Origin of the sequence: Streptomyces sediminimaris (assembly GCF_047049295.1) — a bacterium.
Taxonomy (GTDB): Bacteria; Actinomycetota; Actinomycetes; order Streptomycetales; family Streptomycetaceae; genus Streptomyces; species Streptomyces sediminimaris.
This window is the reverse complement of record NZ_JBJWOT010000001.1, coordinates 1599197-1625183: the sequence shown is the minus strand read 5'-3', so window position 1 is coordinate 1625183 and position 25987 is coordinate 1599197. Positions and strand designations below refer to the sequence as shown.

Annotated in this window: 26 protein-coding genes, 2 tRNA genes and 1 pseudogene; 22 read left to right on the top strand and 7 right to left on the bottom strand. The window is 72.0% G+C overall.

The features are described 5' to 3' along the window. Positions 1-2: 2 nt before the first annotated feature. Positions 3-827 (top strand): GNAT family N-acetyltransferase, encoded by an 825-nt coding sequence (locus ACJ9NR_RS07555; RefSeq protein ID WP_412489083.1) that lies wholly within the window; start codon positions 3-5, stop codon positions 825-827. Between the two features lie 27 nt (positions 828-854). On the opposite strand, the gene ACJ9NR_RS07550 is transcribed toward ACJ9NR_RS07555, so the two are convergent. Next, positions 855-1376 (bottom strand): DsbA family protein, encoded by a 522-nt coding sequence (locus tag ACJ9NR_RS07550; RefSeq protein WP_412489084.1) that lies wholly within the window; start codon positions 1374-1376, stop codon positions 855-857. A 361-nt stretch (positions 1377-1737) separates the two neighbouring features. Between ACJ9NR_RS07550 and ACJ9NR_RS07545 the strand changes: the two genes are divergently transcribed. Next, positions 1738-2181 carry a hypothetical protein gene (locus ACJ9NR_RS07545; RefSeq protein ID WP_412490493.1) on the top strand — a complete coding sequence of 148 codons (444 nt, stop codon included), beginning with the start codon at positions 1738-1740 and terminating at the stop codon, positions 2179-2181. Between the two features lie 154 nt (positions 2182-2335). Continuing rightward, on the top strand, positions 2336-2488 hold the full coding sequence (locus ACJ9NR_RS07540) for a hypothetical protein (RefSeq protein WP_164932292.1): 153 nt from the start codon (positions 2336-2338) through the stop codon (positions 2486-2488). Between the two features lie 65 nt (positions 2489-2553). Here ACJ9NR_RS07540 and ACJ9NR_RS07535 read toward each other — a convergent pair whose 3' ends face one another. Continuing rightward, the gene (locus tag ACJ9NR_RS07535; RefSeq protein ID WP_412489085.1) at positions 2554-3114 is read right to left on the bottom strand and encodes a CGNR zinc finger domain-containing protein; all 561 of its coding nucleotides are present in this window, start codon (positions 3112-3114) and stop codon (positions 2554-2556) included. Positions 3115-3358: 244 nt separating this feature from the next. Then, positions 3359-3772, bottom strand: a complete 414-nt coding sequence (locus ACJ9NR_RS07530; RefSeq protein WP_004002642.1) for an SsgA family sporulation/cell division regulator — start codon at positions 3770-3772, stop codon at positions 3359-3361. Between the two features lie 201 nt (positions 3773-3973). On the opposite strand from ACJ9NR_RS07530, the gene ACJ9NR_RS07525 reads away from it, so the two are divergent. The 4 genes from ACJ9NR_RS07525 (at position 3974) to ACJ9NR_RS07510 (ending at position 6232) form a co-directional block, all read left to right on the top strand. Further along, a complete protein-coding gene (locus tag ACJ9NR_RS07525; protein ID WP_412489086.1) occupies positions 3974-4465 on the top strand; it encodes a TIGR02611 family protein in 492 nt (163 codons plus the stop codon). A gap of 88 nt (positions 4466-4553) precedes the next feature. After that, positions 4554-4625: transfer RNA gene (locus ACJ9NR_RS07520), tRNA-Val, on the top strand. 1049 nt (positions 4626-5674) lie between these two features. Next, positions 5675-6121, top strand: a complete 447-nt coding sequence (locus tag ACJ9NR_RS07515) for an SRPBCC family protein (protein WP_412489087.1) — start codon at positions 5675-5677, stop codon at positions 6119-6121. A gap of 39 nt (positions 6122-6160) precedes the next feature. Next, positions 6161-6232: transfer RNA gene (locus ACJ9NR_RS07510), tRNA-Val, on the top strand. 142 nt (positions 6233-6374) lie between these two features. On the opposite strand, the gene ACJ9NR_RS07505 is transcribed toward ACJ9NR_RS07510, so the two are convergent. Then, the gene (locus ACJ9NR_RS07505) at positions 6375-7100 is read right to left on the bottom strand and encodes a 3'-5' exonuclease (RefSeq protein WP_412489088.1); all 726 of its coding nucleotides are present in this window, start codon (positions 7098-7100) and stop codon (positions 6375-6377) included. A gap of 169 nt (positions 7101-7269) precedes the next feature. Between ACJ9NR_RS07505 and ACJ9NR_RS07500 the strand changes: the two genes are divergently transcribed. The 3 genes from ACJ9NR_RS07500 (at position 7270) to thrS (ending at position 11165) form a co-directional block, all read left to right on the top strand. Continuing rightward, positions 7270-7836, top strand: a complete 567-nt coding sequence (locus tag ACJ9NR_RS07500) for a DUF4365 domain-containing protein (RefSeq protein ID WP_412489089.1) — start codon at positions 7270-7272, stop codon at positions 7834-7836. Further along, the gene (locus ACJ9NR_RS07495; RefSeq protein WP_412489090.1) at positions 7833-9077 is read left to right on the top strand and encodes a hypothetical protein; all 1245 of its coding nucleotides are present in this window, start codon (positions 7833-7835) and stop codon (positions 9075-9077) included. Before ACJ9NR_RS07500 ends, ACJ9NR_RS07495 begins: the two co-directional genes overlap by 4 nt. 111 nt (positions 9078-9188) lie before the next feature. Next, the gene (gene thrS / locus ACJ9NR_RS07490; protein ID WP_412512682.1) at positions 9189-11165 is read left to right on the top strand and encodes a threonine--tRNA ligase; all 1977 of its coding nucleotides are present in this window, start codon (positions 9189-9191) and stop codon (positions 11163-11165) included. A gap of 32 nt (positions 11166-11197) precedes the next feature. Here thrS and ACJ9NR_RS07485 read toward each other — a convergent pair whose 3' ends face one another. Next, positions 11198-11854 (bottom strand): potassium channel family protein, encoded by a 657-nt coding sequence (locus ACJ9NR_RS07485; protein WP_412489091.1) that lies wholly within the window; start codon positions 11852-11854, stop codon positions 11198-11200. Positions 11855-11921: 67 nt separating this feature from the next. Here ACJ9NR_RS07485 and ACJ9NR_RS07480 point away from each other — a divergent pair, with 67 nt between their 5' ends. Then, positions 11922-12482, top strand: coding sequence for an HIT family protein (locus ACJ9NR_RS07480; RefSeq protein WP_412489092.1), 561 nt, complete (start codon positions 11922-11924; stop codon positions 12480-12482). Between the two features lie 123 nt (positions 12483-12605). Here the strand turns inward: ACJ9NR_RS07480 and ACJ9NR_RS07475 are convergent, their stop codons facing one another. Together ACJ9NR_RS07475 and ACJ9NR_RS07470 are read right to left on the bottom strand one after the other, a co-directional pair. Further along, the gene (locus tag ACJ9NR_RS07475; RefSeq protein ID WP_412489093.1) at positions 12606-14267 is read right to left on the bottom strand and encodes an AbeC-like domain-containing protein; all 1662 of its coding nucleotides are present in this window, start codon (positions 14265-14267) and stop codon (positions 12606-12608) included. Positions 14268-14485: 218 nt separating this feature from the next. Next, positions 14486-16684 carry an elongation factor G-like protein EF-G2 gene (locus ACJ9NR_RS07470; RefSeq protein ID WP_412489094.1) on the bottom strand — a complete coding sequence of 733 codons (2199 nt, stop codon included), beginning with the start codon at positions 16682-16684 and terminating at the stop codon, positions 14486-14488. Between the two features lie 219 nt (positions 16685-16903). Between ACJ9NR_RS07470 and pgsA the strand changes: the two are divergent. From pgsA to yajC, 11 genes and pseudogenes are all read left to right on the top strand, one after another. Next, positions 16904-17642: pseudogene (pgsA, locus tag ACJ9NR_RS07465) on the top strand (phosphatidylinositol phosphate synthase). Further along, the gene (locus ACJ9NR_RS07460; protein WP_412489095.1) at positions 17639-18568 is read left to right on the top strand and encodes a phosphatidylinositol mannoside acyltransferase; all 930 of its coding nucleotides are present in this window, start codon (positions 17639-17641) and stop codon (positions 18566-18568) included. Before pgsA ends, ACJ9NR_RS07460 begins: the two are co-directional and overlap by 4 nt. Further along, positions 18565-19734, top strand: a complete 1170-nt coding sequence (locus ACJ9NR_RS07455) for a glycosyltransferase family 4 protein (protein WP_412489096.1) — start codon at positions 18565-18567, stop codon at positions 19732-19734. The genes ACJ9NR_RS07460 and ACJ9NR_RS07455 overlap by 4 nt, the downstream gene beginning before the upstream one ends. Before the next feature lie 111 nt (positions 19735-19845). Next, the gene (locus tag ACJ9NR_RS07450; protein WP_412489097.1) at positions 19846-20397 is read left to right on the top strand and encodes a LemA family protein; all 552 of its coding nucleotides are present in this window, start codon (positions 19846-19848) and stop codon (positions 20395-20397) included. A gap of 116 nt (positions 20398-20513) precedes the next feature. Continuing rightward, positions 20514-21425: a pyridoxal 5'-phosphate synthase lyase subunit PdxS gene (gene pdxS, locus ACJ9NR_RS07445; protein WP_412489098.1), complete on the top strand. Its 912-nt coding sequence runs from the start codon at positions 20514-20516 to the stop codon at positions 21423-21425. A 20-nt stretch (positions 21426-21445) separates the two neighbouring features. Next, complete coding sequence (pdxT, locus tag ACJ9NR_RS07440; protein ID WP_412489099.1) at positions 21446-22051, top strand: pyridoxal 5'-phosphate synthase glutaminase subunit PdxT; 606 nt, start codon at positions 21446-21448, stop codon at positions 22049-22051. Between the two features lie 49 nt (positions 22052-22100). After that, positions 22101-22853: a YebC/PmpR family DNA-binding transcriptional regulator gene (locus tag ACJ9NR_RS07435; RefSeq protein WP_412489100.1), complete on the top strand. Its 753-nt coding sequence runs from the start codon at positions 22101-22103 to the stop codon at positions 22851-22853. Positions 22854-22974: 121 nt separating this feature from the next. After that, entirely contained in the window at positions 22975-23535 is a 561-nt protein-coding gene (gene ruvC / locus ACJ9NR_RS07430) for a crossover junction endodeoxyribonuclease RuvC (RefSeq protein ID WP_412489101.1), read from the top strand. Next, entirely contained in the window at positions 23532-24137 is a 606-nt protein-coding gene (ruvA, locus tag ACJ9NR_RS07425) for a Holliday junction branch migration protein RuvA (RefSeq protein ID WP_412489102.1), read from the top strand. The genes ruvC and ruvA overlap by 4 nt, the downstream gene beginning before the upstream one ends. A gap of 32 nt (positions 24138-24169) precedes the next feature. Continuing rightward, a complete protein-coding gene (gene ruvB / locus ACJ9NR_RS07420; RefSeq protein WP_412489103.1) occupies positions 24170-25240 on the top strand; it encodes a Holliday junction branch migration DNA helicase RuvB in 1071 nt (356 codons plus the stop codon). 190 nt (positions 25241-25430) lie between these two features. Further along, on the top strand, positions 25431-25940 hold the full coding sequence (gene yajC / locus ACJ9NR_RS07415) for a preprotein translocase subunit YajC (protein ID WP_412490494.1): 510 nt from the start codon (positions 25431-25433) through the stop codon (positions 25938-25940). Positions 25941-25987 lie beyond the last annotated feature (47 nt).

Sequence of the window (25987 nt, the reverse complement as noted above, 5' to 3'; positions counted from 1 at the left end):
TGATGACCACGACCCTGCGGCCGACCGAGCCGCTCCAGCGCGCCGCCGACGGGACCCGTTCACGTCGCTACCAGGTGTGCGTGAACAGCCGCCCCGTCGGCACCGTCCACCTCGCCACCCGGCCCCGCTTCGGCGACTTCATGGCCCGCATCCTCGATCTGCGCATCGAGGAGCCGGACCGCCGCCGGGGCCGGGGCACGGTGGCCGCGCTCGCCGCGGAGGAGGTGGCCCGCGGCTGGGGATGCCGGCAGATCGAGGCACGGGTGCCGGCCGGCGCCGACGCGGCGCTGCGGCTCGTCGGCGCGCTCGGCTACGTCCACCGCAACCGCGGCATGGAGAAGCGGCTCGGTGACACCCCGCCCGCCCTGCCGGCCGGCAGCCGCGGGCGCCCCATGACCGAGGCCGAGTACGCGGAGTGGATCGCCGAGGAGAGCGGGACGTACGCGCGCGCGTGGATCGAGCGGGGCGTGCCCGAGGCCGCCGCGCACGAGATGTCGCGGCGCGAACACGCGGCACTCCTGCCGCAGGGGCTCACCACCGAGGGCATGCGGTTCACCGTGCTGGAGCACGAGGGCACCCGGGTGGGCACGCTCTGGGTGGCCCTGACGGAGGACCAGGCCTACGTCTACGACGTCCGGACCCGCGCCGCCCACCGCGGCCACGGACACGGCCGTTCCCTCATGCTCCTGGCGGAGGCCCAGGCCATCGCCGCGGGCCGGCGCGTCCTCGGCCTCAACGTGTTCGCCGGCAACACCCCGGCCGAGCGGCTCTACGAGTCACTCGGCTACGAGACGACACGCCACGTCCTCTACAAGGACCTGCTCTGAGGAGGAACCCGCCCCGGCGCCGGCGTTTCAGGCACCCTCGGCCAGCAGCCGGTCCGCGATCTCCTCGACGCGCTCGCGCAGCCCCTCCTGGCTCTTCCCGCCGTCCAGGCGCTCGCCGCCGATGACGTACGTCGGCGTACCGGTCACGCCGATCGCCTTGCCCTCGGCCTGGTCGGCGTCGACGACGAGGATGTGCCGGCCGTCGATCAGCGCGGTGTCGAACTCCTCGGTGTCCAGGCCGAGCCGGCCGGCCGTGTCGACCAGGAGGCGCTCGCCCTCGCGGTCCAGCTTCCCGGCCTCTTCCAGTACGGCCTCGACGTAGTCCCAGCCCTTGCCCTGCTCGAAGGCCTCCTCGGCGGCCTGCGCGGCGGCGAAGGCGTGCCGGTGCTTCTCCAGCGGGAAGTGCCGCAGCCGCAGCTCCAGCCGGTCGCCGTAGCGGGCACGCAGGGCGCGCAGGTCCGCGAGCGCGCTGCGGCAGTCGGGGCACTGGAGTTCGCACCAGACGTCGAGGACGGGCACGGCGGGAGGCACGGGGGAGGAGTCGTTCATGACCGCAGTCTTCCAGCCCGGCGCCCGACCGCCCCCACCGGACCGGCCCCACCACCGGACCGGCTCGACCACCCGCCCCGGACCGGCTCGACCACCCGCCCCGGACCCGGACCGGCTCGATCACCCGTCCCGGACCGGCTCGACCACCCGTCCCGGACCGGCTCGACCACCCGCCCCGGACCGGCTCCGTCATCCGTTCCCGCAGTCCGGATCCGCACCCGGGTGCTGCTCTGACCGGCACCTGCGGATGAGCCGACCCGGAGATCTCCCTGATGTCCGCCGGGAGCATGGCCCCGCGGGGGCCGGACGGTGCAGGATGGAAGGGACGAACCACCCGACCGAGCCCCGCCTGGAGGACCGGATGATCGCCGAAACCGTCTGTTCCGCCGTCGCCGCGGTCGGCCTGGGCATCGCGGCGGTCACGGCGTACCGCAAGCGCTTCCTCTCGGCCGCCCGCATCGCCGCCTACGCGCTCGTGCCCCTCGGCCTGGTGATGACCGGCACCGTGCAGTGGCTGGCGGACACCGCCTTCAGCCCGACGGCCTGGGCGGGGTTCGGCGTGCTCGGCGTGGCCTGGCTGTTGTTCTCCACCACGCGTGCCGTGGAGCGCCGCCGTGGCGGCACCCGCAAGGAGCGCAAGCAGGCCAGGGCCGCGCAGCAGCGCGAGGCGGTGGCCCCGGAAGCCTCGGCGCCCTCCCTCGGGCCGGGGGCCCGCGCGTCCGGCAAGCCCGCGAGCGCGCCGCGCGGCGAGCAGGCGGAGGACTTCAGCGACATCGAGGCCATCCTGAAGAAGCACGGCATATGACCTGCGCATGACGGCTGAAACGACACAGTGGATCAACGGGCTGCCGCCAAGCGGTCACGACCGGTACCGGACTGGGGCCAATCCGGAGTACAGCCGCTCAATCCCTGCGTGTTGATCGCGCCGGGCGTCCGGTCTGCGCCATCATCGCCGCGAGATGCTGGACACGACACAGAGCGATGCCGCGCCGCCCAAGGATGAGCCGCGCGGATGCCTTTTCGCCCTTTCCCAGCCACCGCTGATGATCTTCCTAGCGGTGATCGGGTGTCTGCTCCTCATGGCTGCGCTGCACGACCTGCTGTTGCTGTGAGCCGTACCCGTGGTCCCCGGCGTCACCCGCCGGGGCCACGTCGCATCCACCGTCCGGCCCGGCGGTCAGCCCGCCGCCTCCTTGCGGCGTGCCCGGTAGGCGGCCACGTGCAGCCGGTTCCCGCAGGTGCGGCTGTCGCAGTAGCGCCGCGAGCGGTTGCGGGAGAGGTCGACGAAGGCGCGCCGGCAGTCCGGGGCCTCGCAGCGGCGCAGCCGCTCCTGCTCACCGGCCACGACGAAGAAGGCCAGCGCCATCCCGCAGTCGGCCGCGAGGTGATCGGCGACGGAGGCACCGGGCGCGAAGTAGTGCACGTGCCAGTCGTAGCCGTCGTGGTCCGTGAGCCGCGGGGTGGTGCCCGCGGCGGCGACGAGCTCGTTGATCAGCCCGGCCGCGGCACGGGCGTCCGGCGCCGCGAAGACCGCGGCGAACCGCCCGCGGATCTTGCGCACGGCCGAGAGGTCGAACTCCGAGAGTGTCCCGACGTCACTGATGTCGTGGTTCTGTACGAAGTCCTCGAGAGCCGCGACGTCGGGCAGTGCGTCCGGTGCCGCGCCGTCCTCCGGCGCGGTGTTCACCAGATCCACCACGGTGTCCAGCGCGCACCGTGTGTCGTGGGTGATCAGCACGTTCAGCTCCCTGGCCTGTGGGTCGGGCGGACGCCCGCCTCATGCTGGCCGATGGTAGTGGCTCCGCGTCCGGCTGCGGGCGGTCGTGCCGCCCCGGTTCCGCCTCGGATCCCCGGCGCACACACCGGCGCCGCCCCGCGACGGAAACCGCGGTGGCGGCGCTGATGCGTACCGTATGCAGTTGTGCTGAGCCCGAGCCGTCACCCCGAGTCGACGGCGCCGGGCGGCTTCGAGTGCCTCGCCCCTAGCTCTCCGCCAGGATGTGCGACAGTTCCTGATCGAGGTCGAAGTGCCGGTGTTCCGTGCCGGGAGGCACGGCGGCGTCCGTTCGCTTCAGGAAGGACTCCAGTGCCCGCGCCGGGGCTTCCAGCAGCGCCTCGCCCTCCGGGGAACTCAGGGCGATGCACACGACGCCCTGACCGTGACTGCGCGACGGCCAGACTCGGACGTCGCCGGTGCCCGTGGGCCGGTGGAGGCCTTCCGCGAGGAGGTCGCGGGCGAACACCCACTCGACGGTCTCCTCGGCTCCGGTGTGGAAGGTGGCGTGCACGGCGTAGGGGTCGGCCGTGTCGTACCGCAGGCCTGCGGGGACAGGCAGGGAGGACTCGCTCGACACAACGAGGCGCAGGTGCAGCTCGCAGCTGACCGTGGTGTTCATAAGCGCCAGGGCCTTTCGCTCAGTGTGCGCTCGGGGATTCGCACGTCGGCGAAATCGACATGCCACCTACGGTGCCGTTGTAAACCCCTCTGAGTGTTTTGCGTGCCTTTACGTAACTCTTCCGGCCGAAGGTTCGTTCGCACCGTACGCCCATTCCGGTGACTGGTTCCCGTTGCTTAAAGTAAGGTAAAGTTTGGCCGTATGAATACGGGGAGTGACGGGCTCGAGGGCGGGCCGGGCGAGGTCGCCGTGGTGGAAGAATCGAACACGGGCGCGGCGGACGCGGACCGGGCGAAGGCGGACGGGGAGCGGAGCGGACGGGGGCTCGGCTCCAGGGCGCCCGCGTTCATCAAGAGGCGCCGCGCGCTGCACCTCAGCTGGCAGGTCGGCGTCTTCGTCATCGGGCTCGCGGTCGTGGCCGCCGGCGTCGTCATGCTGCCGCTGCCCGGACCCGGCTGGGTCGTGATCTTCGGTGGCATGGCCATCTGGGCGACCGAGTTCGTATGGGCCCAGCTCGTGCTGCGCTGGACCAGGCGCAAGGTCACCGAGGCGGCCCAGCGGGCCCTCGATCCCAAGGTGCGCCGCCGCAACATCATGCTCACGGTGACCGGCCTCGTGATCGTGGGAGCGCTGGTCGGTGTCTACCTGTACGAGTTCGGCTTCGCGATGCCCTGGAACATCGAGGACCAGTGAGCGCAGGGGACGGGAGGCGGGCGGTCGGCTGCGCGTTCCCTCTGGTCACGGGCCACCCCTGACATGGGGTAACCTTCTTCCTGCGCCCGGGCGATTAGCTCAGTGGGAGAGCGCTTCGTTCACACCGAAGAGGTCACTGGTTCGAACCCAGTATCGCCCACCCGGACCGACGGCCCGTCTGCGAGAGCAGGCGGGCCGTCGGCGTCTGCAGGAGGGCTGCCGGTGTCTGCAGGCGCCTTCCGGCGTCCCGGGAGAGCTTCCCGCTGGCGCACGCGAGCCGCCGGTCGGTGTTCGGTGGCCGTCCGCGGAGGTTCGGGCCCGTCGGCCGCCCGTGGCCGAATTCCTTGACGCAGACCGGCAAGTCCGTCGCACTCTTCGAGAAGAACTCCCCGAAGATCAAGGCGAAGGCGGACTTCCAGGACTACGCCTCTTTCCGGGATGAGTTCCCGAAGCGGGCCTCCGGTGGGAAATCCCCGGGCGTTTTCCAAAACGCCGTCACTTTCCTTGGTGAGTACGGCAGAAGAAGCATTCTTCCCTGCGTCACCGGCAACGGCCGGGCGTGCAGCCGAGGCCCAAGGCCCAAGGTCCGCCCAAGGCCCAAGGGCGTCAAGGCACCTGGCGCCACGGGCCGAGGTGCAGTCCGGAAGGGTGGACGAGGGCGCGCGGTACATGGAAACCCGGTCGAGGTCCGGAGTGATCCGGCAGGCCGACCGCAAGGAGAGCGTAATGCCCCAGCCGGACACGACGGTTCACGAAGGGAATGCCGTCAGTGAAAGCGGCCGCCTGAACCTGCCGGAGATCGGCGATGTCGAGGTGAGCCGCCGGGCGGCGCCCAGCGCGATGGCAGCCGCGGGGAGGAGGAGCGCCGCCGCACGGGCGGCGGCGCTCGGGCCGGCCGCTCCCCGGGAGAGCCGGCCGGCCGTCAGTGCGCCCCGGGCGCCCGTGCCGCACGCGCCGACTGCGGCGCCGAGGCGTACGGACCGGGCGGTCACGCGGAGCGCGGCGGCCGGACGGCGGCGGAGCGGCAGCCTGCCCGGGCGGGCGTCCGGTCGCCGCGGCCCGGCGTCCAGGAGCCGCGCGTCCCGGCCGGGGCGGAACACGCGTCATGCCAGGGAGTGTGCTCGGCGCCACGTCACGCGACATGAGTGCGCGTACTCAGGACGTACTCAGATCCCGGCGGAACGTGCCGCGTGCGGGCACACTCCTCGCATGGACTGGACGCACTACCGCTTCCGCAGTCTCTGGTCTCTGCCCGCGGCTCCCGCCACCGTCTACGAGGCGCTGGAGCGGGCCGAGGAGTACCCCCGCTGGTGGCCCCAGGTGCGGGAGGTGACCCGTCTCGACGACACCACCGGCGTCATCCGGATCCGCTCGCTCCTCCCGTACGACCTGCGGCTCACCGCCCGCGAGACCCGCCGCGACCCCGGCGCGGGCGTCCTGGAGATCGCCATGACCGGCGACATCGAGGGCTGGGCCCGCTGGACGGTCACCGCGGCCGGCGCCGGCACCCTCGCCCGCTACGACCAGGTCGTCGACGTCCACAAGCCGCTGCTCAGGAGGTTCGCCGTACCGGGACGGCCGGTGTTCCGCGCCAACCACCGGCTGATGATGCGGGCCGGGCGGCGGGGGCTGGCCGCCCACCTGGAAGCGGTTTGATGCAAGCGCGCGGAGACCTGTATTGTTCAGTGCGTTCCCGGGCGATTAGCTCAGTGGGAGAGCGCTTCGTTCACACCGAAGAGGTCACTGGTTCGAACCCAGTATCGCCCACGTTCGGGAGAGTGACGTGTGTCCGCAGACAGTGCGGACCACGTCGCTCTCTTCGTGTTGTGTGCGGCTCCGCCGCGCCGAGTGGGGGCCTCCGCCACCCGCGTTCCCGGGCCGCCGTGCGGGTCGGCCTCGCCGGGTGCGACTATGCCGCCGCGGGCAGGTCCGGCCGCAGCGGCCACTCCGTGTTCACGATCTCCGCGGTGCCGCTCTTGGCGAACCACGCCTGCAGGCCCCGCGCCTGGGCCGCGTGCCAGGTCGTCTGCAGGGAGTGCAGCTCGGCGGGGGAGAGGCGTTCGAGGCGGGCGGCGAAACGGCGCCCCACTGCCCGTACGACGTCCAGGGCGGCCAGGGCGTCGGCCGCCGCGTCGTGCGCGCCCTCCAGGGTGACGCCGTAGTGCGCGCACAGGTCGGTCAGGGTGCGGCGGCCCTTGCGGTAGCGGTCGAGGTGTTTGTCGAGGACGCGCGGGTCGAGCACGCGCAGCGCCGACGCCTCGAACCAGCGGTCCAGCGAGGAGGCGCGATGGCGGCGCAACTCGCGGTCCAGCAGCGTGAGATCGAAGGGCGCGTTCATCACGACCAGCGGGCGGGCCATCGCCGCCTGCTCGGCCAGCTCCTCCGCTATCTCGTGCATCACCGGCGCCGGCCAGCGGCCGTTGCGCGCCAGGTGCTCCTCCGTCAGCCCGTGCACCGCCGTCGCCGCCTCCGGCACCGGCACACCCGGGTTGACCAGCCAGCGGCTCACCCGGGGCCGGCGGCCCGGGGCGTCCTGGACGACGACGGCGGCCGACACTATGCGGTCGGTCTCGACGTCGACGCCCGTGGTCTCCGTGTCGAAGGCGGCCAGCGGCCCCTCGTACCAGCACGTCATCTCTGCACAACTCCTCGTCCGCGCACGGCAGCTGACGTTCCGTCTTCTGCCCGTTTGGTGATACCCGGGCTGTTTGCGGCGTACGCCGGAAGGACACAACAGGAGTGCGGGTCTTTGCAGTTCAGCGGCCCGCAGCGGGGAAACACTTGGCTTGGAAGGCTGTTTGGTCATGGCGATAGCGCAGCCCGAGCGGGGCGGGCTGCTGCCCGAACGCACGGGCCCCCTTCGCGGCACACTCGCCACCACCGCCTGCATGGAGACGCTGCAGGTGGGTTATCTGCACGCGGTCGCCGCGGCGGCCGGCTGCTCGCTGTCGCAGCCCTTCCCGGACAACGGCATCGACTGGCACGTCAGCCACGGTTCGCCCGGACACACCGTCGACGACGAGGTCACCATCAAGGTGCAGCTCAAGTGCACCTACCAGGTCGCGCCCAACCCGCCGGGACGGTTCTTCTCCTTCACGCTCGACAACGACCACCTGCGCAAACTCGCGCGCACCCCCGTGTCGGTGCACAAGATCCTGGTGGTGATGCTCGTCCCGCGCGCCAGGGGCGACTGGCTCAGGGCGAGCCACGACCGGCTGGACCTCAGGCACTGCTGCTACTGGGTCAACCTCGCCGGGCACCCGGTCACTGGCCGGACCCGGTCCACCGTGCGGATACCGACCGCGCGGATCTTCGACGACCGTGCGCTGTGCGAGATCATGGCGCGGGTCGGGACCGGAGGCAGACCATGACGCACCGCCCCCTGGAGGAACCGGCCCGTCCGGTCAGGTCGCACCCCGATGACACCACCGCCGCCTTCTGGCACCGTCCGCCCGAGCCGGGCCGCGTCGACCCGGCCGTCCTCGGCGCCCTGCTGCACCGGCACGGCTGGCGCCGCCGCGGCGGCGCCGCCGGACGCTACGGCCGCTGGACCCCGCCGGGCCCCGGCGGCGGCGGTACGAGCCTGCTCGTACCCGAGAGCCGGGCCTTCCCCGACAGCGACGACCTGCTCGGCGAGGCACTGCAGGCACTCACCCGCAGTGGCACGCCCTCCGCGCGCGAAGTGCTGGTCGCCCTCGCGGTGCCCAGCGACGAGATCCGCTGGTGGCGGGACGCGCCGACCGGCCCCGCCGACTCCCCGCCCTGGACGGTGGAGGAGCAACTGCGCACCGCCGCACGCCGGATGCTGCTCGCCGCCGCGCTCGCCACCCGCGCGCGTGCGGGCTATCACGGCGCCCGGCACCGCCGGGGCGCCGCCGCGCTGCTGGAGGACATCCTCGTCGGGCCGGCGGCCGGCGACGGCCGGCTCACCGCCTTCGTCCCCGTGGTCACCGGACGGCCCCTCGCCGTACGACTCCACCAGGCCCTGTACGCGGCCCGCGAGGCCGTCGACTACCGGCGCGCGACCGGCGGCATGGACGTCTTCGACGGCGCCGTCGAGGCGGGCGTGAGCCGCGAGCTCACCGAGGCGCTGACCACCCTGGTGAGCGGGACCGAGGGAGCCAGGATCGGGGTGGAGTGGGCGCCCGCGGCCGGGGTGCCGCGGGACTGCGTGGCGGGGGCCGAGCCGGTGGAGTTCTCACCGGGCGATCTGCCGGTGCTGCGCGAGGCTGGCGCCCGCTATCTGCGCCGGGAGCCGTCCGTGCCCGTCCGGATCACCGGCACGGTGGTGCGGATGCGCAGGCCGGGGCCGCGCGGCGAGGGCAGCGTGCGGCTGCGCGTGATCGCGGGCGCCGAGGTCCCCTACGTACGGATCACACTCGGCGAGGAGGACTACCGCGTCGCCGGGCACGCCCATCTCGTCGGGCTGCCGGTGCGGCTGCACGGGCGGCTGGAGTCCCGGGGCGGCTTCCGGCGGCTGACCGGGGCGTCGGGCGTGGCACCGGTCCAGGTGGAGGAGGCGGAGCGGGACAGGCTGATGAAAGCGCTGCGGGAGCACACGGAGAAGGGGGTCTTCTTCGGTGAGGCCTGCGGCGGGCGGGAGTGCGACTGATCCCGGACGGTGCGTGACCGTTTCGCGGTCGGCGGGTCGGGGTCGGTACGATCCCCTATTGCGCGCGCTCCTGGTATGGCGCCGCACCCCGCCTTCAGTCAGGAGAGACCGGTGTCAGACGTCCGTGTGATCATCCAACGCGATTCCGAGCGGGAAGAGCGCGTGGTGACGACGGGCACTACGGCCGCCGAGCTCTTCGCCGGCGAGCGCTCGATCGTCGCCGCGCGTGTGAGCGGGGAGCTCAAGGACCTCGCGTACGCGCCGGCCGAGGGCGAGGTCGTGGAGCCGGTGGAGATCTCCTCCGAGGACGGTCTCAACATCCTGCGCCACTCCACCGCGCACGTCATGGCGCAGGCCGTACAGGAGCTGTTCCCCGAGGCCAAGCTGGGCATCGGCCCCCCCGTCAAGGACGGCTTCTACTACGACTTCGACGTCGAGAAGCCGTTCACGCCCGAGGATCTCAAGGCCGTCGAGAAGAAGATGCAGGAGATCCAGAAGCGCGGGCAGCGCTTCTCCCGCCGCGTCGTCACCGACGAGGCGGCCCGCGAGGAGCTCGCCGACGAGCCGTACAAGCTGGAGCTGATCGGCCTCAAGGGCGCCGCGTCGCACGACGACGGCGCGGACGTCGAGGTCGGCGCCGGCGAGCTGACGATCTACGACAACCTGGACGCCAGGACCGGCGAGCTGTGCTGGAAGGACCTCTGCCGCGGTCCCCACCTGCCCACCACCCGCAACATCCCGGCGTTCAAGCTGATGCGCAACGCCGCCGCCTACTGGCGCGGCAGCGAGAAGAACCCGATGCTGCAGCGCATCTACGGCACCGCCTGGCCGACCAAGGACGAGCTGAAGGCGCACCTCGACTTCCTCGCCGAGGCCGAGAAGCGCGACCACCGCAAGCTCGGCAGCGAGCTCGACCTGTTCTCCGTCCCCGAGCAGATCGGCTCCGGCCTCGCCGTCTTCCACCCCAGGGGCGGCATCGTCCGCCGGGTGATGGAGGACTACTCGCGCCGCCGGCACGAGGAGGAGGGCTACGAGTTCGTCTACACCCCGCACGCGACGAAGGGGAAGCTCTTCGAGACGTCCGGGCACCTGGACTGGTACGCCGACGGCATGTACCCGCCCATGCAGCTCGACGAGGGCGTGGACTACTACCTCAAGCCCATGAACTGCCCGATGCACAACCTGATCTTCGACGCGCGCGGCCGCTCCTACCGCGAACTGCCGCTGCGCCTCTTCGAGTTCGGGACCGTGTACCGGTACGAGAAGTCGGGCGTCGTGCACGGCCTCACCCGCGCGCGCGGCTTCACCCAGGACGACGCGCACATCTACTGCACCCGCGAGCAGATGTCGGATGAGCTCGACAAGACGCTCACCTTCGTCCTCGGCCTGCTGCGCGACTACGGCCTGACCGACTTCTACCTGGAGCTGTCCACCAAGGACCCGGAGAAGTTCGTCGGCTCCGACGAGGCGTGGGAGGAGGCGACGGAGACGCTGCGCGAGGTGGCCGAGAAGCAGGGCCTGCCGCTCGTGCCCGACCCGGGCGGCGCCGCCTTCTACGGTCCGAAGATCTCCGTCCAGACCAAGGACGCCATCGGCCGTACCTGGCAGATGTCCACGATCCAGCTCGACTTCAACCTGCCCGAGCGCTTCGATCTGGAGTACACCGCCGCCGACGGCTCCAAGCAGCGCCCGGTGATGATCCACCGTGCCCTGTTCGGCTCGATCGAGCGGTTCTTCGCGGTGCTCCTGGAGCACTACGCGGGCGCCTTCCCGGCGTGGCTGGCCCCGGTCCAGGGCGTCGGCATCCCGATCGGCGACGCACACGTCGAGTACCTGGAGAAGTTCGCCGCGGCGGCCCGGAAGAAGGGCCTGCGCATCGAGGTGGACTCCTCCTCCGACCGGATGCAGAAGAAGATCCGCAACGCCCAGAAGCAGAAGGTGCCCTTCATGGTCATCGCGGGCGACGAGGACATGTCGAACGGCTCGGTGTCCTTCCGCTACCGCGACGGCTCCCAGGAGAACGGCATCCCGCTCGACGAGGCCATCGCCAAGATCGTGAAGGTCGTGGAGGAGCGGGCGCAGGTCTGATCCTCCGCTCGCCCCGAAGGCCCCCGGGAGGTTCAGCCCCCCGGGGGCCTGTCGTCGTCCTCGCGGGAGAAGCTCTGCAGCAGCCAGGAGGCGAACGTGCCGGTCACGGCACCGAGGAGGGCGAGGCCCATGCCCATCATCCCGACCGCGATCACCCGGCCCATCGGGGTCACCGGGACGACGTCGCCGTAGCCGACGGTGGCCAGGGTCGCGCAGGCCCACCAGACCGCGTCCCCGAAGGTGCGCATCGTGGCGCCCGGCGCCCCGCGCTCCTGCTGGAACACGGCGAGCGCCCCGGCGAAGCCCAGCAGCACGGTGGACAGCCCGGCGTACGCCATCACGCGCGCGTGCAGGGCGAGCCGCGGTCTGCCGTGCCGCCGCTGCACGGCCTCGTAGACCTTGACGACCCGCAGCGGGCGCAGCAGGGGCAGGAAGAGTACGACCGTGTCCAGGAGATGGGTCCGCACGAAGCGCAGCCGTTGCCCGCTCAGCCGCCAGCGCACCGCGTAGTCCACGCCGAACAGCGCCCAGGCGGCCAGCAGCACCGCCAGGTCCAGGGTCCGCCAGAGCCCGGGCAGACCGGGGGCCAGGACACGGACCGCGTACGCGGCGAGGAAGACCATCGACGCCGCGACGAGCGGCAACTCCACGAGCTCTTCCCAGCCGGCCATGCGCCTGTCATCGTCCACCGGCCCAGCTTGGCGCGGCAGGCCTCACCCGCAACCCCGCCGACACGATCCGAACGGGCGACGCCATATGCTGCACTGCATGACGAGTGAGCCGGAGCAGCAGTGGGGAGTGGGGACGCGGGACGCCTTCCAGCGTCTGTGGACGCCCCACCGGATGGCCTACATCCAGGGCGAGAACAAGCCGACCGGCCCGGGTGCCGGCGACGGCTGCCCCTTCTGCTCCATCCCGGCCAAGTCCGACGAGGACGGGCTGGTCGTCCGGCGCGGCGAGCAGGTCTACGCCGTGCTCAACCTCTACCCGTACAACGGTGGCCACCTGATGGTCGTGCCCTACCGTCACGTCGCCGACTACACGGACCTGGCGGACACCGAGACCGCCGAACTGGCCGCGCTGACCAAGCAGGCGATGACGGCGCTGCGCACGGCCTCCGGGGCGCACGGCTTCAACATCGGCATGAACCAGGGCGCCGTCGCGGGCGCGGGCATCGCGGCCCACCTGCACCAGCACATCGTCCCGCGGTGGGGCGGCGACACGAACTTCATGCCGGTCGTCGGCCACACGCGCGTGCTGCCCCAGCTGCTGGCGGACACCAGGAAGATGCTCGCGGAGGCATGGCCGGCCGGATGAGGAACCGCGGCCGGTCCGGCGCCTGAGGACGGGACCGAAGGCCGGCAGTGCGGTCCGGGACGCGGCCGCCGGATCCGCGGCCCCGCCCGCCCGGCACCGGACGACGGCCGGACCGCCGGCGGCCTACGCGTCGTAGACGTCCGCCTTCCCCGGCGTCGGGTCCTGCACGGCCGTCGACAGGAACGCCGACCGCGAACCGAACTTCTCCGTGTCCACGCCGTTCTCCGCCAGCACCCGGATCGCCGCGGAATGCACCACCCGCAGCACCGGCGTGGCCGCGCGCAGGGCGTCGTCCGCCATGAAGCGGTGCCGCCACGGCTGGTCGGCCCACGCGTGCCGGAGCCCGAACGGCTCCGGGAGACCTATCGTGCCGCCGAGCCAGTTCAGCAGGGGCGGGTACCAGGAGATGGGGGCCCGGACGGACAGCCGCACCACCTCGTCGCTGTCGACCAGCGGCAGGCTCACCTTCCGGGTCTCCCACGGCTTGAAGGACTTCTGGACCTCCTTCGTGGGCGCCTCGGGCTTGCTGGTGAACAGCGAGTTCACCGGGCCCAGGGCGTGGCCGGTGATCTCGATCCGCAGCGTCTCGTGCAGCACGGTCACCGTGATCATCATGGTGATGACCAGCTGCCCGTCCCACAGCGTCCACTGCACGCCCAGGTAGTGCCGGTCGCCCGCGCCGAACTGCTGCTTGTTGCAGATGTCCTGTATGGCGTGGGTCCTGACCTGGTACGCCTCCACGTCGGTGCCCCCGGGACGGGAGACCGCCTTCGCCCCCTCGCCGATCGGCGTGACGATCCAGTGCCGTATGGAGGGCTTGGGGAAGCCGCCGGTGTTCAGGGTGTTCCGCTCCAGCATGGTCAGCTGGTCGTGGATCGCGCGGATGACGTCCCAGCTGCGGAACGGGTGGATCTCCCGGGTGGGGTCGGCCGGCACCAGGTCCTCCGCGAGCTGCCAGCTGCCCCAGCGGGTGCCCATGCCGAGGATGCCCTTGGGTCCGGCGTAGAAGACGGAGTTGGACTGCTGTTCGGCGGCGAGCCTGGCCAGGGACTGGCGCAGCGCGTCCGCCTTGGTCTCGCCGGGGCCGGTCGGCACCGCCTCGGGGACCTTGGCGCCGACGCTGCTGCCGGCGAGCAGGCTGTCCCAGCGTCCGCGCAGGTCCTTCGCCGTGCGCTCGCATATCTGCTTGGCCCAGAACCAGCCGATGACCGGCATGACGACGCAGGCGCGCGCGTACCAGGCCCAGAAGCCCGTGAACGGCATCCGGATCAGGAAGATCACGGCGAGCGCGCCCGCCGCGACCAGCAGGGTCGTCGCCAGTGCGCCGGTCCGCCTGTCGTCGTTCCTGGCCACGGTCGTACGGATGGAGAAGACCAGCAGCCAGACGAGCAGCCCCGGCAGGAACAGCAGGCCGCACAGCACCATGACCACGGACAGCCGGTTGTCCCGCTCCTTGCGGATGTTGTTCGCCGCGAGGGCGTGCTCGACGACGACCTGCGGCTCGGCGCCGAAGGACTGGATGAGCGGATTGCGGCCGGGGCCCAGCATGCGGTCGACGACGGCCCGTGAGTAGGCCTCACCCAGGTTGGGCCGGAATATGCTCGTCCACTTCAGGCCCGGCTTGATCGTGGTCTGATGCCACTCGTTGTCGGCCTTCTTGATCTCCGCGACCGGGTTGTCCCGGTAGGCCGCCGAGGCCAGCGCGTACGTCGCGGTCTGGCCCTCGTCGCCCGTGCGCGGCACCTGGGGCCCGAAGATGTCCCCGTAGCCGCCCTCAACGGTCATGCCCGCCCCCGATCGCCGCTCGACGTCGCCTCTGCGGCTCTTCCCGACTTCCTTGTCCCGCACACCTGTTGATCAGGACCGCGCGCAGAATCCCGCGCCGACTTGATCACGCCATCAGCGTATCCGCAGGCACCGACATCCGTCGGCGGACGGCCGAAGCCGCCCGCCGACCGGAGGGGAACGCGCCGGGAGAGCGCCCCGGGCGCGCCCGGCGCCGGCTACGAGGCCTCGCGCGCCTCCTCGCGGATCCGCTCCGCGATCTGCGCGGGCATCGGCTCGTGCCGCGCGTACGCGCGGTTGAAGCGCGCGGTGCCGTGCGAGAGGGAGCGCAGGTCCACCGCGTACCGCCCGATCTCGATCTCGGGCACCTCGGCGCGGATCAGCGTGCGGTTGCCGCTGGTCTGCTCCGTGCCCAGCACCCGGCCGCGCCGCCCGGACAGGTCGCTCATCACGGCGCCCACGTAGTCGTCGCCGACCAGGACGGAGACCTCGGCCACCGGCTCCAGCAGATGGATCTTCGCGTCGGCCGCGGCCTCGCGCAGCGCGAGCGCCCCGGCCGTCTGGAAGGCCGCGTCGGAGGAGTCCACGGAGTGCGCCTTGCCGTCGAGCAGGGTCACCCGCACGTCGATGAGCGGATGGCCGGCCGCGACCCCCTTGGCGGCCTGGGCCCGCACGCCCTTCTCGACCGACGGGATGAACTGCCGCGGCACCGCGCCGCCGACGACCTTGTCCACGAACTCGATGCCCGAGCCGCCGGGCAGCGGCTCCACCTCGATCTCGCAGATCGCGTACTGCCCGTGCCCGCCGGACTGCTTCACATGACGCCCGCGCCCCGCCGACCTGCCCGCGAACGTCTCCCGCAGCGAGACCACGTGCGGTACGACGTCGACCTGGACGCCGTAGCGGCTGCGCAGCCGCTCCAGCGCGACGTCCGCGTGCGCCTCGCCCAGGCACCACAGCACCACCTGGTGGGTCTCCTGGTTCTGCTCGAGCCGCATGGTCGGGTCCTCGGCGACCAGCCGGGACAGCCCCTGGGAGAGCTTGTCCTCGTCCGCCTTGCTGTGCGCCTGGATGGCGAGCGGCAGCAGCGGGTCGGGCATCTCCCACGGCTCCATCAGCAGCGGGTCGTCCTTGGCCGAGAGGGTGTCGCCGGTCTCCGCGCGGCTCAGCTTCGCGACGCACACCAGGTCTCCCGCGATGGCGTGCGTCACCGGCCGCTGCGCCTTGCCGAAGGGCGTGGACAGCGCGCCGATGCGCTCGTCGACGTCGTGGTCCTCGTGCCCGCGGTCGGACAGGCCGTGCCCGGAGACGTGCACCGTCTCGTCGGGGCGCAGGGTGCCGGAGAAGACGCGGACCAGGGAGACGCGGCCGACGTAGGGGTCGGAGGACGTCTTCACGACCTCGGCGACCAGCGGTCCTTCGGTGTCGCAGGCCTTGATCTCGCGCGGCGTGCCGTCGATGGTGGTGACCCCCGGCGTGGAGTGCTCGAACGGCGTCGGGAACCCGCCCGTGACCAGCTCCAGCAGTTCCACCGTGCCGATCCCCTGCCGGGCGCCCTCGGCAGCGGGGGCGGCGGCCAGGACGGGGAAGAAGACCCCGCGCGCGACGGCCCGCTCCAGGTCCTCCACGAGCGTCTTGTAGTCGATCTGCTCGCCGCCCAGATAGCGGTCCATGAGGGTCTCGTCCTCGCTCTCCGAGATGATCCCCTCGATCAGCCGGTTGCGGGCCTCGCCGATCTGCGGAAGCTGCTCCTCACCCGGCTCGGACTCCTTGCGCTCCCCGGTCGAGTAGTCGAACAGCTTCTGCGACAGCAGGCCGATCAGGCCCGTCACGGGCGCGTGCCCGTCGGCCCCCTGCGGACCGTGCAGCGGCAGGTACAGCGGCAGTACGGCGTCCGGGTCGTCCCCGCCGAACGTCTCGGCGCAGACCCGCGTCATCTCCTCGAAGTCCGCGCGCGCGGACTCCAGATGCGTGACCACGATCGCCCGCGGCATGCCGACGGCCGCGCACTCCTCCCACACCATGCGGGTCGAGCCGTCCACCCCGTCCGAGGCCGAGACGACGAAAAGGGCCGCGTCCGCCGCGCGCAGACCGGCCCTGAGTTCTCCGACGAAGTCGGCGTATCCGGGGGTGTCCAGGACATTGATCTTGATGCCGTTCCATTCGACCGGCACCAGGGAGAGCTGGACCGAGCGTTGCTGCCGGTGCTCGATCTCGTCGTAGTCGGAGACGGTGCCGCCGTCCTCCACGCGGCCCGCCCGGTTCACGGCTCCCGCGGTGAGCGCGAGAGCTTCCACCAGAGTCGTCTTGCCCGATCCGGAGTGGCCGACCAGCACCACATTCCGTACGGACGCGGGGTGGTCGGCCGCTGTAGCCCTGCCGGCGGCTCCGGGGTGTGCGTTTGCCTTGTCGCCCATGGCCTTGCCTCCCGTGCACGGTGAGGTCTCTGCGGGCGCGGGCATTGCGGGCCGCGTGCGGTGCGGCTCCGATGACGCCCGCGGTTCTTCGAGCTTTCCACTCCCGTCACGGTGCGTCCATACGAAGGACGCGATCGCGGCGCCGTTACCCGGATGCCTCCGTGCCGTGACAACGGCGTGCGGGTGCCCGACCGTCGCACACGCGCGCGCGTGGCTACGATGGGCCAGCCGGTGGCCAGCAGGGGCCGAGCCGGCCACACCGACCCTCGGGAAGGCCATGCTGAACAAGTACGCGCGTGCATTCTTCACGCGTGTCCTCACGCCGTTCGCCGCGTTTCTGATCCGCCGGGGCGTCAGTCCCGACACGGTGACGCTCATCGGTACGGCCGGCGTCATGGCCGGCGCGCTGGTCTTCTACCCCAGGGGCGAGTTCTTCTGGGGCACGGTCGTGATCACGCTGTTCGTCTTCTCCGACCTCGTCGACGGCAACATGGCCCGCCAGCTGGGCCGCTCCAGCCGCTGGGGCGCCTTCCTCGACTCCACCCTGGACCGGGTGGCCGACGGCGCGATCTTCGGCGGCTTCGCCCTCTGGTACGCGGGCAACGGCGACAACGACGTCCTGTGCGCCGTCTCCATCTTCTGCCTGGCCAGCGGCCAGGTGGTGTCGTACACCAAGGCGCGCGGCGAGTCGATCGGCCTGCCGGTCGCGGTCAACGGTCTCGTCGAGCGTGCCGAGCGCCTGGTCATCTCGCTGGTCGCGGCCGGGTTCGCCGGACTGCACACGTTCGGGGTGCCGGGCATCCAGTACCTGCTGCCCGTCGCCCTGTGGATCGTCGCCGTGGGCAGTCTGGTCACCCTGGTCCAGCGGGTCGTCACCGTCCGCCGCGAGTCGGCCGAGGCCGACGCCGCCGCGGACGCCCCGGAGAACGCCTCGCACGGCAGCGAGGCGGCGAAGTGAGTGCCCGCGACCGGCTGACGGACGCGCTGTACGGCCTCGGCTGGAGCGCCGTGCGGAAACTCCCCGAGCCGGTCGCCGTGCGCCTCGGCCGGGGCATCGCCGACCTCGCCTGGAGGCGGCGCGGCAAGGGCGTCCGGCGCCTGGAGAGCAACTACGCGCGCGTGGTGCCGGGCGCGGGCCCCGAGCGTCTCGCCGAGCTCTCGCGCGCGGGCATGCGCTCCTACCTGCGCTACTGGATGGAGTCCTTCCGGCTGCCCGCCTGGAGCGAGGAGCGCATCAAGGGGGGCTTCGACCCCAAGGACCTGCACCATCTGACCGACGGCCTCGCCTCCGGCCGGGGGGTGATCCTCGCGCTGCCCCACATGGCCAACTGGGACCTGGCCGGCGCCTGGGTCACCACCGAGCTGCGGACGCCGTTCACCACGGTCGCCGAGCGCCTGAAGCCCGAGACCCTCTACGACCGCTTCGTCGCCTACCGCGAGGGCCTGGGCATGGAGGTCCTGCCGCACAGCGGCGGCACCGCCTTCGGCACGCTGGCCCGGCGGCTGCGCGACGGCGGCCTGGTCTGCCTGGTCGCCGAGCGCGACCTGTCGGCCTCGGGCGTCGAGGTCCGGTTCTTCGGCGAGGCCACCCGCATGCCGGCCGGCCCCGCCCTGCTCGCCCAGCAGACGGGCGCGCTGCTGCTGCCGGTGACACTCTGGTACGAGGACGACTCGCCGGTCATGCAGGGGCGGGTGCATCCTCCGATCGAGGTACCCGAGACAGGTGACCGGCCCCAGAAGACGTCTGTCATGACACAGGCGCTGGCCGACGCCTTCGCCACGGGAATCGCGGACCATCCGGAGGACTGGCACATGCTCCAGCGATTGTGGCTCAAGGACCTCCAGCCCCGCCCGGCTGACGGTGCGGCCGGTGAGCGGCCGTGAGGATCGGCATCGTCTGCCCGTACTCGTGGGACGTGCCGGGCGGCGTCCAGTTCCACATCCGCGACCTCGCGGAGTACTTCATCGGGCTGGGCCACGAGGTGTCCGTACTGGCGCCCGCCGACGACGACACGCCGCTCCCGCCGTACGTCGTCTCGGCCGGCCGCGCGGTCCCGGTGCCCTACAACGGCTCGGTGGCACGGCTGAACTTCGGCTTCCTGTCGGCGGCACGCGTGCGCCGCTGGCTGCACGACGGCCGCTTCGACGTGATCCACATCCACGAGCCGACCTCGCCGTCCCTGGGCCTGCTGACCTGCTGGGCGGCGCAGGGCCCGATCGTGGCCACGTTCCACACCTCCAACCCCCGCTCCCGCGCGATGATCGCCGCGTACGCGATCCTGCAGGCGGCCCTGGAGAAGATCAGTGCCCGGATCGCCGTCAGCGAGTACGCGCGCCGCACGCTGGTGGAGCACCTCGGCGGCGACGCGGTCGTCATCCCGAACGGCGTCGACGTGGACTTCTTCGCGAGGGCCGAGCCCGACCCGCGCTGGCAGGGCGGGACCATCGGCTTCATCGGCCGTATCGACGAGCCCCGCAAGGGCCTGCCCGTCCTGATGAGGGCCCTGCCGAAGATCCTCGCCGAGCGCCCGGGGACCCGGCTCCTGGTCGCCGGCCGCGGTGACGAGCAGGAGGCGGTCGAGTCGCTGCCCGCCGAACTGCGCCCGCGCGTGGAGTTCCTGGGCATGGTCAGCGACGAGGACAAGGCCCGCTTCCTGCGCAGCGTCGATCTGTACGTCGCCCCCAACACCGGTGGCGAGAGCTTCGGGATCATCCTCGTCGAGGCGATGTCGGCGGGGGCGCCGGTCCTGGCCTCGGACCTGGACGCCTTCGCGCAGGTGCTGGACCAGGGGGCGGCCGGCGAGCTGTTCGCCAACGAGGACTCCGACGCGCTGGCCGAGGCGGCGGTGCGGCTGCTGGGGGACCCGGAGCGCCGCGCCGAGCTGCGCAGGCGGGGCAGCGAGCACGTGCGCCGCTTCGACTGGTCCACCGTCGGGGCCGACATCCTCTCCGTGTACGAGACGGTGACGGCGGGCGCGGCGGCGGTCGCGGCCGCGGAGGACGGGCGGGGGCCCGGGCTGCGGGCGCGCTTCGGGCTGGCGCGCGACTGACCGGGCGTCCCGCAGCGCCCGCGGGGAGGTCCCGCAGCTGACCCGGCGTCCCGCGGGAGGTCCCGCAGCTGACCGCGGCTGCCCGTGAGCGCCCGGGTAGCCTGTGCCCCCGTGACCGTCACCCTCATCTGGATCCTCGCCGTCCTCGCCGTCGTCGGCCTGTACCTCAGCTGGACGGCGGGCCGGCTGGACCGGCTGCACGCGCGGATCGACGCCGCCCGCGCGGCGCTCGACGCGCAGCTGCTGCGCAGGGCCTCCGTGGCGCAGGAACTCGCCACCTCCGGCGTCCTGGACCCGGCCGCCTCGATCGTCCTGTACGAGGCCGCACACGCGGCGCGGCAGGCCGAGGAGGAGCAGCGGGAGGTCGCCGAGAGCGAGCTCAGCCAGGCCCTGCGGGCCGTTTTCGCGGAGGCGCAGCAGGTGGAGGCGGTGCGCGAGGCACCCGGCGGCGAGGCGGCCGCACGCGAGCTGACGGAGGCCGTGCGCCGCGTCCCGATGGCCCGCCGCTTCCACAACGACGCCGTAGGCGCGGCCCGCCGCCTGCGTGAGCACCGCAAGGTCCGCTGGTTCCGGCTGGCCGGGCACGCCCCCTTCCCGATGGCCTTCGAGATGGATGACGAGCCGCCGGCGGCCCTGGTCGACCGGGCCCCGCAGCAGTCGTAGCGTCGCCGCGGCCGCAAAAGGATCCACCGGCTTGTCATTGGCCCTTGCTGTGGACTGGCCCCATCGCGTTTCCTCGGTGCTTGCAGCAACCCTCTTTCACTTCAGCGAGGTCACCCGTGTCCAGCACGCTCTCCGAAAACCAGGCCCCCGAGACCGGCACCGCGCGCGTGAAGCGCGGCATGGCCGAGCAGCTCAAGGGTGGCGTGATCATGGACGTCGTCACGCCGGAGCAGGCGAAGACCGCCGAGGACGCGGGCGCCGTCGCCGTCATGGCCCTCGAGCGGGTGCCGGCGGACATCCGCAAGGACGGCGGCGTGGCCCGGATGTCCGACCCGGACATGATCGAGGGCATCATCGAGGCCGTCTCGATCCCGGTCATGGCCAAGTCCCGCATCGGCCACTTCGTCGAGGCCCAGGTGCTGCAGTCGCTGGGCGTCGACTACATCGACGAGTCCGAGGTCCTCACCCCGGCCGACGAGGTCAACCACTCCGACAAGTGGGCCTTCACCACCCCCTTCGTCTGCGGCGCCACCAACCTGGGCGAGGCCCTGCGCCGGATCGCCGAGGGCGCCGCCATGATCCGCTCCAAGGGCGAGGCCGGCACCGGCAACGTCGTGGAGGCCGTCCGCCACCTGCGCCAGATCAAGAACGAGATCGCCCGCCTGCGCGGCTACGACAACCACGAGCTGTACGCCGCCGCCAAGGAACTGCGCGCCCCCTACGAGCTGGTCAAGGAGGTCGCCGAGCTCGGCAAGCTCCCGGTGGTGCTGTTCTCCGCCGGCGGCGTGGCCACCCCCGCCGACGCCGCGCTGATGCGCCAGCTCGGCGCCGAGGGCGTCTTCGTCGGCTCCGGCATCTTCAAGTCCGGCGACCCGGCCAAGCGCGCCGCCGCCATCGTCAAGGCGACCACCTTCTACGACGACCCGAAGATCGTCGCGGACGCGTCCCGCAACCTCGGCGAGGCCATGGTCGGCATCAACTGCGACACCCTCCCCGAGACCGAGCGCTACGCCAACCGCGGCTGGTGAGGACCCCTGGTAGCCACCTCATGAACACTCCTGTCATAGGCGTCCTGGCCCTCCAGGGCGACGTACGGGAGCACCTCACCGCACTGGCCACGGCCGACGCCGTGGCCAGGCCGGTGCGGCGCCCCGAGGAACTCGCCGAGGTGGACGGCCTGGTCATCCCCGGCGGCGAGTCCACCACCATCTCCAAGCTGGCCGTCCTGTTCGGTGTGATGGAGCCGCTGCGCGCGCGTGTGCGCGACGGACTGCCCGTCTACGGCACCTGCGCGGGCATGATCATGCTCGCCGACAAGATCCTCGACCCGCGCTCGGGTCAGGAGACGATCGGCGGCATCGACATGATCGTGCGCCGCAACGCCTTCGGGCGGCAGAACGAGTCCTTCGAAGCGGCGGTCGACGTCCGGGGCGTCGAGGGCGATGCTGTAGAGGGCGTCTTCATCCGCGCCCCCTGGGTGGAGTCCGTCGGCGCCGGGACCGAGGTGCTCGCGGAGCACGACGGCCACATCGTCGCGGTCCGCCAGGGCAACGCGCTCGCCACGTCGTTCCACCCGGAACTGACCGGCGACCACCGCGTGCACGCGCTCTTCGTCGACATGGTGCGCGCCTCCCGGACACCGGAGTCCTTGTAGGATCTCTGGAGTTCGTTGCAGAGATGGGTTACGCGAAGGAGACAGGCAGATGTCCGGCCACTCTAAATGGGCCACGACGAAGCACAAGAAGGCCGTGATCGACGCCAAGCGCGGCAAGCTCTTCGCGAAGCTGATCAAGAACATCGAGGTCGCCGCGCGCATGGGCGGAGTCGACCTCGACGGCAACCCGACGCTCTACGACGCCGTCCAGAAGGCCAAGAAGCAGTCGGTCCCGAACAAGAACATCGACTCCGCGATCAAGCGCGGCGGTGGTCTCGAGGCCGGTGGCGCCGACTACGAGACGATCATGTACGAGGGCTACGGCCCGAACGGTGTCGCGGTGCTCGTCGAGTGCCTCACCGACAACCGCAACCGCGCCGCCTCCGACGTGCGCGTCGCCATGACCCGCAACGGCGGTTCCATGGCCGACCCCGGCTCGGTGTCGTACCTGTTCAACCGCAAGGGCGTCGTAATCGTCCCCAAGGGCGAGCTGTCCGAGGACGACGTCCTCGCCGCCGTCCTGGACGCCGGTGCCGAGGAGGTCAACGACCTCGGCGAGAACTTCGAGGTGCTCAGCGAGGCCACCGACCTGGTCGCCGTCCGCACCGCCCTCCAGGACGCCGGGATCGACTACGACTCCGCCGAGGCCAACTTCGTCCCGACCATGCAGGTCGAGCTGGACGAGGAGGGCGCCAAGAAGATCTTCAAGCTGATCGACGCGCTCGAGGACAGCGACGACGTGCAGAACGTCTTCGCCAACTTCGACGTCAGCGACGAGGTCATGGAGAAGGTCGACGCGTAACGCCGCGGCGGACCGAGCGGTTCCGGCGGGCCGGATGGGACACGTCCCACCGGCCCGCCGCCGTTGTCGGTGGCAGCGGATAGCCTGGCGGGAAGTCGAAGATCACCGAGGGGAGGGGCGCGTGCGGGTACTCGGAGTGGATCCCGGACTGACGCGCTGCGGCGTCGGCGTGGTCGAGGGGGTCGCGGGCCGGCCGCTCACCATGGTGGACGTCGGCGTCGTACGCACGCCCGTGGACGCCGAGCTGGGGTCCCGCCTCGTCGCCATCGAGCAGGGCATCGAGCGGTGGCTGGACGAGCACCGGCCCGACGTCGTCGCGGTGGAGCGGGTCTTCAGCCAGCACAACGTGCGCACCGTGATGGGCACCGCGCAGGCCAGCGCCGTCGCCACCCTGTGCGCCGCCCGGCGCGGCCTCCCCGTCGCCCTGCACACCCCCAGCGAGGTCAAGGCCGCGGTCACCGGCAGCGGCCGGGCCGAGAAGGCCCAGGTCGGCGCCATGGTGACCCGGCTGCTCCGGCTCGACGCGCCGCCGAAGCCGGCCGACGCCGCCGACGCCCTGGCCCTGGCCATCTGCCACATCTGGCGCGCCCCGGCCCAGAACAGACTCCAGCGTGCCGTCGCCCTGCACGCGGCCAAGGCATCCCCGGCATCCCCCGCGTCACCGAAAGGCCGTCTCGCATGATCGCGTTCGTCAGCGGCCCGGTCGCCGCCCTCGCACCCGACTCCGCCGTGGTCGAGGTGGGCGGCATCGGCATTGCCGTCCAGTGCACCCCCAACACCCTCTCCGGGCTGCGCACGGGCCAGCCGGCCAGGCTCGCCACCTCCCTGGTGGTGCGGGAGGACTCGCTCACCCTCTACGGCTTCGTGGACGACGACGAGAGACAGGTCTTCGAACTGCTGCAGACGGCGAGCGGGGTCGGTCCCCGGCTCGCCCAGGCGATGCTGGCCGTCCACAGCCCCGACGCCCTGCGCCGCGCCATCGCCACCGGCGACGAGAAGGCGCTCACCGCAGTCCCCGGCATCGGCAAGAAGGGCGCCCAGAAGCTGCTGCTGGAGCTGAAGGACCGCCTCGGGGAGCCGATCGGCGCGCCCGCGGTGGGCGCACCCGTCACCCAGGGCTGGCGGGACCAGCTGCACGCCGCGCTGATCGGCCTCGGATACGCCACCCGCGAGGCGGACGAGGCCGTCTCCGCCGTGGCCCCGCAGGCCGAGGCGGCCGGGGGCACGCCCCAGGTCGGCCAGCTGCTCAGGGCGGCCCTGCAGACCCTCAACCGCGCCCGCTGACCCGCCTGCGCCACGCCAGCTAGGAGACTGCAGTGAACTGGGACGACCCGACCGACGCCCCCGCCTCCGAGCGGCTCGTCGGCGCGTCCGCCGACCGTGAGGACCAGGCCGTCGAGGCCGCCCTGCGCCCCAAGGACCTGGGCGAGTTCATCGGCCAGGAGAAGGTCCGCGAGCAGCTCGACCTCGTCCTGCGCGCCGCACGCGCGCGCGGCGCGACCGCCGACCACGTGCTGCTCTCCGGCGCTCCCGGTCTCGGCAAGACCACCCTGTCGATGATCATCGCGGCCGAGATGGGCGCCCCGATCCGCATCACCAGCGGCCCGGCCATCCAGCACGCCGGCGACCTGGCCGCGATCCTCTCCTCTCTCCAGGAGGGCGAGGTCCTCTTCCTCGACGAGATCCACCGCATGTCCCGGCCCGCCGAGGAGATGCTGTACATGGCGATGGAGGACTTCCGGGTCGACGTGATCGTCGGCAAGGGCCCCGGCGCCACCGCCATCCCGCTGGAGCTGCCGCCGTTCACGCTGGTCGGCGCCACCACGCGGGCGGGCCTGCTGCCACCCCCGCTGCGCGACCGCTTCGGCTTCACCGCCCACATGGAGTTCTACGAGCCGGCCGAGCTGGAGCGCGTGATCCACCGCTCCGCGGACCTGCTCGACGTGGAGATCCGGGCCGACGGCGCCGCGGAGATCGCCGGCCGCTCCCGCGGCACCCCCCGCATCGCCAACCGGCTGCTGCGCCGGGTGCGCGACTACGCCCAGGTCAAGGCCGACGGCATCGTCACCCGGGAGATCGCGGCGGCCGCCCTCGCGGTGTACGAGGTGGACCCCCGCGGCCTCGACCGCCTCGACCGGGGCGTCCTGGAGGCCCTGCTCAAGCTGTTCGGCGGCGGTCCGGTGGGGCTGTCCACCCTCGCGGTCGCGGTGGGGGAGGAGCGTGAGACCGTCGAGGAGGTCGCCGAGCCGTTCCTCGTCCGCGAGGGCCTGCTCGCCCGGACGCCGCGCGGACGGGTCGCCACCCCCGCGGCATGGGCGCATCTCGGCCTCACGCCGCCCCGCTCGGCCACTGCGGGAAACGGACAACAGGACCTGTTCGGGACGTGACGGCATCGTGACGGTGCGGGCATTGGCCCGGCAAGGAACCCAGGTGCCATGCTGAACGTTGTTCCATGCGCGCGGACTCGCTTAGACTCCGCCGATGCCGCCGTTGTCGGCGGTATACATACCCCCATCCATGAGGCCGCTCTCCATCGCGGTCGTGCGAAGGAAAATCCGTCCCGTGAATAACATCGGCATGCTCCTCCCGTTCATCGTGCTCATCGGGGCCATGTTCCTCATGACCCGCTCGGCCAAGCGCAAGCAGTCGCAGGCCGCGCGGATGCGCAACGAGATGCAGCCCGGCAGCGGCGTCCGCACGATCGGGGGCATGTACGCGACGGTCAAGGAGGTCAACGAGGACACCGTCCTCCTCGACGCCGGCCCGGGCGTCGAGCTCCTCTTCGCGAAGAACGCCATCGGTTCCGTGCTCAGCGACGACGAGTACAACCGCATCGTGCACGGCATCGAGCACGACCTGAAGTCCGACGCCGACCTGGTCCCGGACGACGCCTCCTCCCTCACCGAGACCGACGACTCCGTCGGCGAAGCTGCCGCCGCCTCCGACGACAAGTCCGTCGACCTCGGCAAGAAGGACGCGCCCGAGGAGCCGGCCGACGACACCCCGGCCGACGAGGCCGAGCCGGCCGCCGGGGCCGCGTCGGACGCGGAGCCGAAGAAGACCGAGGGCGAGTCCGGGGCGAAGTAAGGGGCGCTCCGCGGCGTGCGGCCAGGACCGCCCGCCGCGGACCCGCA

Bases quoted from the DNA above. Each gene is read 5' to 3' on its own strand.
- ACJ9NR_RS07555 (WP_412489083.1), top strand. From the start codon at position 3: ATGACCACGACCCTGCGGCCGACCGAGCCGCTCCAGCGCGCCGCCGAC.
- ACJ9NR_RS07550 (WP_412489084.1), bottom strand. From the start codon at position 1,376: ATGAACGACTCCTCCCCCGTGCCTCCCGCCGTGCCCGTCCTCGACGTC.
- ACJ9NR_RS07545 (WP_412490493.1), top strand. From the start codon at position 1,738: ATGATCGCCGAAACCGTCTGTTCCGCCGTCGCCGCGGTCGGCCTGGGC.
- ACJ9NR_RS07540 (WP_164932292.1), top strand. From the start codon at position 2,336: ATGCTGGACACGACACAGAGCGATGCCGCGCCGCCCAAGGATGAGCCG.
- ACJ9NR_RS07530 (WP_004002642.1), bottom strand. From the start codon at position 3,772: ATGAACACCACGGTCAGCTGCGAGCTGCACCTGCGCCTCGTTGTGTCG.
- ACJ9NR_RS07525 (WP_412489086.1), top strand. From the start codon at position 3,974: ATGAATACGGGGAGTGACGGGCTCGAGGGCGGGCCGGGCGAGGTCGCC.
- ACJ9NR_RS07515 (WP_412489087.1), top strand. From the start codon at position 5,675: ATGGACTGGACGCACTACCGCTTCCGCAGTCTCTGGTCTCTGCCCGCG.
- ACJ9NR_RS07505 (WP_412489088.1), bottom strand. From the start codon at position 7,100: ATGACGTGCTGGTACGAGGGGCCGCTGGCCGCCTTCGACACGGAGACC.
- ACJ9NR_RS07500 (WP_412489089.1), top strand. From the start codon at position 7,270: ATGGCGATAGCGCAGCCCGAGCGGGGCGGGCTGCTGCCCGAACGCACG.
- ACJ9NR_RS07495 (WP_412489090.1), top strand. From the start codon at position 7,833: ATGACGCACCGCCCCCTGGAGGAACCGGCCCGTCCGGTCAGGTCGCAC.
- ACJ9NR_RS07480 (WP_412489092.1), top strand. From the start codon at position 11,922: ATGCTGCACTGCATGACGAGTGAGCCGGAGCAGCAGTGGGGAGTGGGG.
- ACJ9NR_RS07475 (WP_412489093.1), bottom strand. From the start codon at position 14,267: ATGACCGTTGAGGGCGGCTACGGGGACATCTTCGGGCCCCAGGTGCCG.
- ACJ9NR_RS07470 (WP_412489094.1), bottom strand. From the start codon at position 16,684: ATGGGCGACAAGGCAAACGCACACCCCGGAGCCGCCGGCAGGGCTACA.
- pdxT (WP_412489099.1), top strand. From the start codon at position 21,446: ATGAACACTCCTGTCATAGGCGTCCTGGCCCTCCAGGGCGACGTACGG.
- ACJ9NR_RS07435 (WP_412489100.1), top strand. From the start codon at position 22,101: ATGTCCGGCCACTCTAAATGGGCCACGACGAAGCACAAGAAGGCCGTG.
- ruvA (WP_412489102.1), top strand. From the start codon at position 23,532: ATGATCGCGTTCGTCAGCGGCCCGGTCGCCGCCCTCGCACCCGACTCC.
- yajC (WP_412490494.1), top strand. From the start codon at position 25,431: ATGCTCCTCCCGTTCATCGTGCTCATCGGGGCCATGTTCCTCATGACC.